Raw genomic sequence first — 9,479 nt, 5'->3', positions numbered from 1 at the left:
CACCAGAAATGCGCCGACATGCTCTGCGCTAAAGCGAACCTATGACGAGGCAACCCGTCGCGCCGCAATTGGCCGTCCCGGACAGGTCGTGCTCAGCGACAGTATCAATAACGACAGCAACGTGGAGGCGGCGACGGCCTCCGTGATGAAGAAAACCTATCGAGATGCAACCCGTGCCGCAACTACCACCCGACCCGGACAGGTCCAGCTTGAAGACAGCGTCAGCAGTACCAGTACCACACGGGCGCCGACGGCCTATGCGCTAAAAAAAGTCAACGAGAGAGTTAACAAGGCAGCAGTGGGGCACAAGACGCTGCTTTTTAGCGGTAATATTGGGAATGGTAATATCCCGCTGTCACAAAGCCCATCAAATTTTGATGAAATTATTATTTTCTCTACTGATGATAACAGTTGGCATGCTGCAATCGATATTAAGCCAATATGGTTGATTACTGAAATTGTTAATAGAAGCTTGGCGAGCTCTATTAGCATTCGCTCAATGGATGGGACGCACTGGTCAATTATAACACGGACATTCCTTTCGACATTATGGGAAGTCAGCTCTGAAAGTTCTCGTATCCTGCTAATATATGGCGTCAATTACACATAATGAGTGGTTTTGTTATGAAAACAATATATATTCCAAAGAAAAATCCAGATGGCTATATTGATTTTCCCGTGCCATTGGATTTGGATAATTACCATGTAATTAATGTTGAGGATGATTTTAGTTTGCAAAAAAAAGTATTTGATGCGAAACGCATGGGGTTTGTTGAGCCGCAAGAGACTCATTTGACATCTTCCCCCGAACTGAAAAAGGAGGTTTGACGGCGCACCAGATAATGTAAACACGTTTTGGCGGTTTTTTATTGTCCAGTCCAGGAGCCATTTATGGAAAAAAAAGCGTATCTGGTGCTGCTCGGCTTCGAGCATCCCAACTCCGGCCATTGGCAGAAGGCGGGCACTGTTGTTGAGATGAGTGAGAGTGAGGCCACCCAGTTGGTTCTCAGTGGCTATCTCATTGCCAGGCCTGTTACAAAGAGGAAGTAACCCATGCCCATTATTGAAAATTTCGTGCATAACGGGGCCTCCATTATCCGAGAGCCTGCTCCGTCTCCGATGGGGCCGCTAGGTCGTGCAGTATTTGGTCTGGTCGGAACGGCCCCGGATGCCCATCCGGATATCCCGCGCAATAAGGCCTACTGGGTCAATAACAAAGCCGCCCTGGCCAGGCTGGATATTGCAGGGCTGGAGCGGGGTACCTTATGGCGTGTGTGCAATGCCATGCTGGATGCAGCGCAGTGCTCTATTTATGCAGTCATCGTGGATGAGGATAACCAGGTACTGCCTGCCGACAGGGATTATGAGGGGGTGATTATAAGTGCCGCCGTCCTTGATAGCGGGGTGATGACGGTTATCTTGACCAATCCAACCCTTCTGGATGCCGTGGTTGGTGCCCAAGCTGTCAGCTGGAGCGTGGAGATCGGTGGCAAAACGACAGAGATGGTGAGCTACGTTCCGGGGGAAAGCAATGTCCTGACGCTGAAGAGCGACGGGGGCATCAGGCTGGAAGATCTGACGGCGCAGGCCACGGTTGTCATCCATGGGAAAGAACTGGCGGCATCAGGGACCATTGCCAATGTTGTTGGCGGTGTAGATCCCTTGACTGGCCGCCGTACCGGGATTGAGGCGTTGGCGGCAGATATTCCGGAAACCCTGACAGATATTGCTGCTGCCGGCTTCAACCATCCGGCGGTGCATGATGCATTGGCCAAAATGGGTAAACGCCTGTTCGCCGCTGCGGCGTTGGAGGGCACCAGCACAACTGATGACGCGGTGATATCCCTGTCCCAGTCATTGGGAACGGCGGGCACGGGTTATGGTGATGCCGTACTGGTCGATCCGTTTGTCAAAGTGTGGTCAAACGCGGCCAAAGGGTATGTCTACATGTCCGGCGTTGCCCATTATCTCGGCTGTGTGGCGCGGGTGGATGTGCATGAGGCTCCCGGCAAGGGGCGGATGAATGTCTATATCGACGGGTGTCAGCGCACCATTGATTATAACCTGCTGGATAAAACCAGTGCCGGTGACCGATTGAACAAATACGGCGTGGCCTACTTTGGACGAACCAGCCGGGGCGGCTTCTCGCTGCTGGGGAACCGTACGCTGGATGGCCGGTTTATCAACCTAGTGCGCCTTGAGCTGGCCATTATCCGCAAGCTGATTGCTACGACAGAGCCGGGGATGGCTGAGCTCCTCAGCAAAGAGTTTATGCAGTCGAAAGTGGCGTCACTGCAAAACTGGCTGGATGGCGAGGCGGCAGCCGGCAAACTGATCGGTGCCAGGGTTTATCTGCATCCCACGCTCAATACGCCGGACAACTACCGCAACGGTGAGTGGCACATTGTTATTGGCTATGCAGGGTATAGCCCGAACGAGCACATGGTTTATCACCTGCGAGAGGATGTGGGAATTGTCGAATCTTTCCTGAATGGAGTGTTGCAATAATGGCTGGTCAAAATGTGCGTATGATGCTGAGGATCATCGTTGACGGGATCCCGCTGCAGCGTGAGGTTACGTCGTGGGAGTCTACGCCGCCGAAAGAAAAGGCGGGTGATATCGGTGGCAGCTTCATTGGTGGAGATATCCGTACCGGCATTGAAAAGATGACGGCCAAAATCGTCGGCAAGGGGATTACCTCCTATATCCTGAAGATGACGGGACGTCGGGCGGGTCAGCTGGTTACGGTTATTGTCAATGAGTCATGGGAGGATGAGGAGGGGATCACAACAGCAGTGCAGGAGTTCTGGACAGGGCGTATTTCCAGCCGTGAGCGCGCCAGCAGTGTCGTGAGTGAGCTGCCGGAGGATACGCTGAATTTAAGCCTGGATGAATCACGCCGGGTGGTAAACGGCATCCAGGAGTGGCATGTCAGCCGTAAGGCATCCATTTGCGATTTGGGTGACGGCGACCTGTTGGCCGATCATCGCAGCAACGTTGGCATGTTTTAACGCCACCCTTTCCTGTTTTACCCCCGGCCCTGCATTGCGGGGTTTTTTATTGAGGATTGCCCATGACGACGCCGTTTACCCATCAGCATACCCTGCGCTGGCCCATTGAGGGTATCGCTGTTGTTACTGTGAGCACACATACCATCGGTGAGATGCGCGCCTTGCGAAAGCGATTTTGCATGGATGACCCGGATGAAGCGAAACAAGACAGGCATGGCTTTTCTGCTGCGGTATTTATGTTGCATACCGAGTTGAGCGATGCGCAGCGTGGCGAGCTGGCTCATCCGGATCTCACCTCCATTACGCTGCTGATCCATGAGCTGGTTATGACACCCAGTGATCAGCTGTCGGCAAACGCCCGGGGAGAGTCTCCAGACACCTTCCCCCTGCTGGTACCTGTTACCGATGCGATGCGGCAGGGGCCCATCACACATCTTCATATGATGCCACCCACTGTCCGCCTGACAGACTCCGTGCGGGAGCTGGCAGGTTTTGAGCGGGAGCGCGAGCTGGTTGCCACCTGTACGGGCGTGATGCCGGAGACCGTGGATAAACTGCATATGCCTGACTGGCTGGCACTGCAACAGAGACTGTCCGATTTTTTGACAGAAACAGCGGACTACTTTCCCCAAGTGACGTCGAACGGCTGATCGATGTGGTTCCGCTGGTGTACTCAGTATCAACGCAGGAGATTATGGGCTGGCGGGTTCCCGCCGCCCTGCGCCGTTATGAGCTGGCGCTGGCCAGACTCGGGGTAAAGCAACATGGCTGATAAAAAATTCTCGGTAACCCTGTCTGCCCGGGAGCAGATGAGTACGGCATTTGCCTCTGCCGGTACGGCAGCTGATCGGCTGGGTAAAGAGATAGAGAGGACCAACCGTCAGATAAAGGCGCTGGGCAGTACCAGCAAGCGTGCGAGTGATTTTGGCTCACTACGTAAGGAAATGGAGGGGACCAAAAGCGCACTGGCGGGTGCCAGGAGTGAAGCGGTAACCGCGGCGAATACGATTAAGGCCCTGACCGAAAAACAGGCTGGCTATAAAAAAGAGCTGCAGGCAGCAGAACGCCAGCTGGAGAGGATGAAGGGCTTTATCGGCCCGACGACACCCGCCCAGCAGGAAGCGCTGGCCGCCACAACGAAAAAGGTGGCTGAGTTAACGCAGGCTTATAGCCGCGTAGGCAAGGAGATTAAATCCGCCGGGCGGGTACAGAAGACCGCAGGTGGCGAGGCTAAAAGGCTGACCGACGCTCTGGGGGGACAGGGGCGCCGTCTCGGTTCACTGGCCAGGGATTTGAGCCAGGCCGGACTCAATACAAAAGCCCTCGGAGCAGAGCAGCTGCGTCTGAAGCGTGATACTGAGCTGGCCACAGCAGCGATGGATCGCCAGCAGAAGCGCCTGAGCACGATATCTGATGCACAGGCCAGGATGGCGGCCAATAAGCAGACGCGCCGGGATATGGCTGGTGACCTCTTGGGGCTGGCTGCGGCCAGTGCACCGGCGATTTATGCGGCCAAGAAAGCGGTCGATTATGAAAGTGCCTTTGCCGGGGTAACCAAGGTGGTTAACTTCCGGAATGAGCAGGAGAAAAGTGCTACCCGGACCGGGATGATGGGGTTGGCCGGGAAGTTGGGTATCGATCAGGTCGGGATGACCAATATCGTCGCTGCAGCGGGTGAGGCAGGGATCGGTAAGCGGGCTGACGGTACCACAGATGTTAAGCAACTCCTGCGTTTTGCCGGTGATGCGGCGAAGATGTCCGTTGCCATGGATATGAGCGCCGAAGAGGCGGGCAGTACGCTGGCCAAGTGGCGCTCATCAATGGGATTGGATCAGGATCAGGCGATGCGCCTGGCTGACTATTCCAATGCCATCTCCAACGAAATGGCGGCCAAGCCTGCCGAAGTCGCGCGGGTAATGCTGCGCCAGGGTGCCACCACCATGAAGGCCGGTTTTACTGACCGTCAGGCAGCGGCCTTGGCAGCATCATTGATCGCGGGTGGTGAGGGGGAGGAAAGGACCGCCACGGCGATGAAAAATATCACCGGACGCCTGAATAAGTCATTTGCCACCACCAAAGCACAGAAAGAAACACTGGCAATGCTGGGCTTTGATCCGATTGCCTTAGCCAAGGATATGCAGCGTGATGCGGGCGGTACCCTGTTCAGCGTGCTGGGGAAAATCGGCAGGCAGGATAAGGATAAGCAGGCGGCGGTCATCAGCCAATTGTTTGGGGAGGAGGTGGTCGGCGCGGTCAGCAAGCTGACGGCCAATACCGAGTTGCTGCGTAAGGCGATGAAACTGGCCGGTGATCAGGTCGCGTATGCCGGCTCTATGGAGCTGGAGTACCAGAATAAAGCCAAAACACGCCAGGCGATGCTGGATCGTGCCGGTGCCAATTTTGATCGGCTTGTTATTAATATTGGTGATTTATTCCTGCCGTTGATGGATGGGGTCGTACAGCCGCTGTCTGATTTGGCCGCGTCCGGCGCAAAGCTGATGGAGACCTCATCGGCAGCCAGAGAAACGGCCGGCTGGCTGGTTAAAGCGGGTGCCGGTTTGGTTGCCTTAAAGGCGGGTATGATCGTCTTTAAGGGCGTGAAGTCCATTTTCAGTGATTTATTCCAGGCAGGCCGGATCATGAGGGCCAAGCTGGGTGGGCAGACTGACCACACTACCCGCTCAGGTTCGGCTGCAGCGCGCGCGCTGGCTGCTGTTAATAGGCAACTGGATCGCATGAGTGGTGCCGGTGGGCTACCCGGTGTCGGGGGACGCGGCGGGCGCCGTGGGCGTGGCCGATCGCGCCTCGGTCGGCTACGTGAGGCTGAAGAGCGGATTGCGAATGCCGGTTCTCATCGTCGTCGTAGGCTTGGGCGATGGGGGCGTGGTGCGGGACTGCTTGGCGTAGGTGCCGGATTGATGATGCTGCCAAAGCAGGCGCAAGCATCTGCGGCTGTTCAGGATGTGGCTGATGTCGGTGGTGGTGCAGCCTCGCTATTGGTGTCTGGCGGTAAATCGGCAGGCCGGGTGGCAGGGAAGGTGATACGGCCTCTCGGTCTTATCTCAGCAGGCAGTGAGCTTTATGGAGCTGCTAATACGGGTAACACTGCAGCCATTGGCGGGGCTGCCGGTGATATCGTTGGCGGTGTGGCTGGTGGCTGGGCGGGAGCAGCAGCTGGAGCCGCTATTGGTTCGCTGGTTCCTGTTATTGGCACCGCTATTGGGGCTGCTATCGGCGGCGTGCTTGGCTCCTGGGGCGGCGGGGAACTCGGTAATATTATCGGAGATAAGGTCGGACAGTGGTTTTCCAAGGATAAAACTGCGCTGGCCAACGGTGCGGATCCCGTTAAAGAGGTCATCAAGCAGGAGACCAATCAGACAGATATCTCCAATAAGTTTGATCTGCGCTTTGACGTCAGAGCCAGTGGTGATCCGGAACAGGACAACGCGCTGGTGGAAAAAATCAAGGCCCAATTGTCTACCCTTTTGCCATCGCTGATGTCCAGCAGCCTATCGCTGCATACCCGCACGGATGCCAGCCTGGCTGGGTTAGGGAGTGACTGATGGCCATTTCAACCTCATTTCTGGCCAATCTGGGCGCCGGTTTATTTTTAAACCAAGCGATGGCCAAACCAGATAAGCAGTTTAGCTGGGGTGACTATAACTTCTCTATGTCCGGAGGCAACCCGCTTAGCGGTATTTCCCGTAGCCTGGATGGCGGCTGGGTGGAGGTCCCGCTGTTAAATGAGCTGCCTCTCTTGCAACAGACAGGGCGTAAGCTGGATACGGTCACATTCACAGGCCGTTGGTACTCAACCGATGGCGAGATGCAGATCGAAAACCTGAAAAAGATCCGTGATGAGGCCAGGCCCCGCACTCTGGTTCGTGGGGATGGCTCAAGCTATGGACAGTATGTCCTGCGGACGTTTGAGGTGAAGGGGGAGCAGATGATCCATAACGGAACCTGTGTGGTGCAGGATATTACGATCTCGCTGTGTGAGTTTGCCAATCCATCACTGGGGAGTCAGCGCCGATGAGAGTCCGGACAGCAGATGGCGATACGGTAGGGCTGCTGACCTGGCGCTTGCTTGGCCGGGATGATGATGCCATTGAGGAGAGAGTCTACAGGCTGAATCCACACCTGCATGACTATGGCCTGATACTGCCCGCCGGGGTGGTGATTACGATGCCGGAGGCGCCACCCAGTGCGCCGAAGGAAAGGGAGGGGGTATGGAGCTGAGACTGGGTACCACACCGGTGCATTACTGTGAGGGGCCGGGGAGTAAGATGATCAATGCCCGCTTGGAGTCATTTGATCGTGTCGATGCTTCCGGTCATCAGAGTGACCAGCTGACACTGGTGGTTAACGTCGAAGGCGTTGATGGACTCCCAGAGGAGGGGCAGCGGCTGACGTGGTTTGAGGGGTATCAGGAGATAGGGGCGGTACGCATCGGGGACTTTACGATCACCCGTATCACGCCACGACTGTTTCCGCGCAGGTTAACCATCGTCGCCACGTCGGCTCCTTTCACCGGAAAAGATGAGACAGGCTTTAAGGAGCGGCGCACTCGCAGCTGGGATTCCCCGACGTTAGGGCAGTTGTTCCGGGAGGTGGTGCAGGCGCATGACATGACGCCGCGTGTTGATCCCGAACTTGATGCCATCCCATTGGGGCATGTCGATCAGACCGATGAAACGGATGCTGCTTTCCTGACACGCCTGGCCAAGGAGTTCGATGCCGTGGCAAAGCCGATGGATGGTCTGTATGTGCTGGCCTTACGTGGGCGGACGACGACGATCAGTGGCAAAGAGATGGAGCCGGTGACGCTGCGGGTTCCTCCGGATAATCGTCCCGGCACCCCGCGTTTTATTAACTGCGAGCTGGATATGCCTCAGCGACACAGCGCTGGCGGCATGATTGCCCGATGGCAGGATGATGCAACTGGCACGGTGCATGAAGTGAAGTCAGGGCGCTCACCCTACCGACGTCTGCCTGCCCTGTATATCAATGAGCAGCAGGCACGGCAGGCACTGGCGGGATACAGTCGAAAGAACGTGAGGGAAAAAAGGCGGATCACTCTGGATGTCCCGGGTGATCCGTATCTGGCGGCAGAAAGCCCCATCACGCTGGATGAGTCGTTTCCGAATGGTATGGCGGGTGCGATGTCCATCGATCGTGTGGTGGCCAGAGGAACACGCTCAGGCGGATACCGGATGTCTATTGAGGCAACGGCCCCTATTAAGTAGTCTGAAGATAGACTGAGTGATCATCAGAATGCCCCCGGGAAACCTCGGTCTTCAGAGCGGGGAGCAGTCATCAATGGAGACAGTATCAATAAGCCACTGACGCTTACCGCGTTGGTGGTTTTTTTATATCTGCGCCATGTCCGGCGCAAACAATCACACAGAGCCTTATAGAAACAGGCCTCGGAGAACCGCCGTTATAGGTGGCGACCTCTCTGTGGGCGGCGTTTCTGGGCAACGAGGCTTGTTTCTATAAGGTAACTATCGATATGAATAAATCTGTAGTCACATTACCCAATAGCGAAACCCCGACCATGAGCAGTTTAGAGATGGTCGATTACATTAATGCTGATCGGAGATCAAAAGCTCGGGCTGATGGTGTTTCGTTCCCTAGCAAGAAGTATCGCAAGCTGCAGCATAAGCATTTCCTCGCCAAGGTCCCTAAAGTCCTAGGGGAAACATCGGCCAAATTTTTGGCTGATGATACCTACGTTGCGGGCAACGGGGCTCAGGCTACGCGCCAGGTTTATAGCTTTCCCAAGCGTGAGGCTTGCCTGATGGCCATGAGCTATAGCTACGAGCTGCAGGCCCAGGTGTTTGACCATATGACAGAGCTGGAGGGGAGCAAGGATATTAATCTGTTGGATTTCTCCGGGTTAACGGACATGACAATTCAACAGATGCAGAGTCGAGTTGCAGCAGCGGAAAGCTTTTCGTTGCGGCCGGGGCGGATTAGGCTAATCGAGCGTGGCGGGCCAAATGGGGCTCTGTGTGGTCAGGGCTGGAAGAGTTATTGCACTTCTATGATTTATAAGTAAAGTATCATAAATCGGAATTAGTTTTATCCGCGATGCCGGGGGTATAGTCCGCTCAGGTGCTGAACACACCTTACAAAGCGGCCTCCGCACCCGACAGCCATGCGGATTTTTTGTGTCCATACTTTCAGATATGGCCGGGTAGCGAGCAGACCATACAACACCCGCAAGGGGAAAACTGCTGGCCGATCTTTGTACGGTGTTCAAGTACCCGACCGCCCTGCTGAACACAGGGAAAATCTGAACAAATACAAAGGACACAGAAAAATGACCCATCAGCTTTCTGTACATACCCCCAGTGTCATCATCCGAAACCACCGCCCCATCACCACGTCCACTGCGGTGGCTGAGTTCTTTGGCAAGCAGCACAAGAACGTTATCCAGAAGATTGAAACGCTGGATTGCTCCCG

The 9,479-nt window shown here is 55.4% G+C and carries 11 protein-coding genes and 1 pseudogene; all 12 read left to right on the top strand.

Annotation, left to right across the window (positions count from 1 at the left end; genetic code table 11):
* The coding region (locus tag EIEH_RS17940) for a phage tail protein (RefSeq protein ID WP_152412045.1) at window positions 1–610 on the top strand (610 nt) is incomplete at its 5' end.
* A gap of 14 nt (window positions 611–624) precedes the next feature.
* A complete protein-coding gene (locus tag EIEH_RS17935; protein ID WP_071525734.1) occupies window positions 625–828 on the top strand; it encodes a hypothetical protein in 204 nt (67 codons plus the stop codon).
* Window positions 829–891: 63 nt separating this feature from the next.
* On the top strand, window positions 892–1,050 hold the full coding sequence (locus EIEH_RS19310; protein WP_158002378.1) for a hypothetical protein: 159 nt from the start codon (window positions 892–894) through the stop codon (window positions 1,048–1,050).
* Window positions 1,051–1,053: 3 nt separating this feature from the next.
* Entirely contained in the window at window positions 1,054–2,508 is a 1,455-nt protein-coding gene (locus EIEH_RS16955) for a phage tail sheath protein (protein ID WP_050977457.1), read from the top strand.
* Entirely contained in the window at window positions 2,508–3,011 is a 504-nt protein-coding gene (locus EIEH_RS13680; protein WP_035609959.1) for a phage major tail tube protein, read from the top strand. Before EIEH_RS16955 ends, EIEH_RS13680 begins: the two co-directional genes overlap by 1 nt.
* A 62-nt stretch (window positions 3,012–3,073) precedes the next feature.
* Complete coding sequence (locus EIEH_RS13675) at window positions 3,074–3,661, top strand: phage tail assembly protein (protein WP_035609956.1); 588 nt, start codon at window positions 3,074–3,076, stop codon at window positions 3,659–3,661.
* Window positions 3,662–3,775: 114 nt separating this feature from the next.
* Window positions 3,776–6,574, top strand: a complete 2,799-nt coding sequence (locus EIEH_RS13670) for a phage tail tape measure protein (protein WP_035609953.1) — start codon at window positions 3,776–3,778, stop codon at window positions 6,572–6,574.
* Window positions 6,574–7,047 carry a phage tail protein gene (locus tag EIEH_RS13665; RefSeq protein WP_035609950.1) on the top strand — a complete coding sequence of 158 codons (474 nt, stop codon included), beginning with the start codon at window positions 6,574–6,576 and terminating at the stop codon, window positions 7,045–7,047. Before EIEH_RS13670 ends, EIEH_RS13665 begins: the two co-directional genes overlap by 1 nt.
* Window positions 7,044–7,250 (top strand): tail protein X, encoded by a 207-nt coding sequence (locus EIEH_RS13660; RefSeq protein WP_035609947.1) that lies wholly within the window; start codon window positions 7,044–7,046, stop codon window positions 7,248–7,250. The genes EIEH_RS13665 and EIEH_RS13660 overlap by 4 nt, the downstream gene beginning before the upstream one ends.
* Complete coding sequence (locus EIEH_RS13655) at window positions 7,241–8,257, top strand: contractile injection system protein, VgrG/Pvc8 family (protein WP_050977455.1); 1,017 nt, start codon at window positions 7,241–7,243, stop codon at window positions 8,255–8,257. Before EIEH_RS13660 ends, EIEH_RS13655 begins: the two co-directional genes overlap by 10 nt.
* A gap of 266 nt (window positions 8,258–8,523) precedes the next feature.
* Window positions 8,524–9,072, top strand: a complete 549-nt coding sequence (locus EIEH_RS13650) for a Rha family transcriptional regulator (protein ID WP_226092342.1) — start codon at window positions 8,524–8,526, stop codon at window positions 9,070–9,072.
* Between the two features lie 291 nt (window positions 9,073–9,363).
* Window positions 9,364–9,479: pseudogene (locus EIEH_RS19810) on the top strand (Rha family transcriptional regulator); the annotation flags it as partial.

This window comes from Edwardsiella ictaluri ATCC 33202 (assembly GCF_000264785.1).
Taxonomy (GTDB): Bacteria; Pseudomonadota; Gammaproteobacteria; order Enterobacterales; family Enterobacteriaceae; genus Edwardsiella; species Edwardsiella ictaluri.
The sequence above is the reverse complement of the archived record's forward strand: the minus strand, read 5'-3'. Positions and strand labels throughout refer to the sequence as shown.

Bases quoted from the DNA above. Each gene is read 5' to 3' on its own strand.
- EIEH_RS13665 (WP_035609950.1), top strand. From the start codon at position 6,574: ATGGCCATTTCAACCTCATTTCTGGCCAATCTGGGCGCCGGTTTATTT.
- EIEH_RS13655 (WP_050977455.1), top strand. From the start codon at position 7,241: ATGGAGCTGAGACTGGGTACCACACCGGTGCATTACTGTGAGGGGCCG.
- EIEH_RS17935 (WP_071525734.1), top strand. From the start codon at position 625: ATGAAAACAATATATATTCCAAAGAAAAATCCAGATGGCTATATTGAT.
- EIEH_RS13675 (WP_035609956.1), top strand. From the start codon at position 3,074: ATGACGACGCCGTTTACCCATCAGCATACCCTGCGCTGGCCCATTGAG.
- EIEH_RS13680 (WP_035609959.1), top strand. From the start codon at position 2,508: ATGGCTGGTCAAAATGTGCGTATGATGCTGAGGATCATCGTTGACGGG.
- EIEH_RS13670 (WP_035609953.1), top strand. From the start codon at position 3,776: ATGGCTGATAAAAAATTCTCGGTAACCCTGTCTGCCCGGGAGCAGATG.
- EIEH_RS19310 (WP_158002378.1), top strand. From the start codon at position 892: ATGGAAAAAAAAGCGTATCTGGTGCTGCTCGGCTTCGAGCATCCCAAC.
- EIEH_RS16955 (WP_050977457.1), top strand. From the start codon at position 1,054: ATGCCCATTATTGAAAATTTCGTGCATAACGGGGCCTCCATTATCCGA.
- EIEH_RS13650 (WP_226092342.1), top strand. From the start codon at position 8,524: ATGAATAAATCTGTAGTCACATTACCCAATAGCGAAACCCCGACCATG.
- EIEH_RS13660 (WP_035609947.1), top strand. From the start codon at position 7,044: ATGAGAGTCCGGACAGCAGATGGCGATACGGTAGGGCTGCTGACCTGG.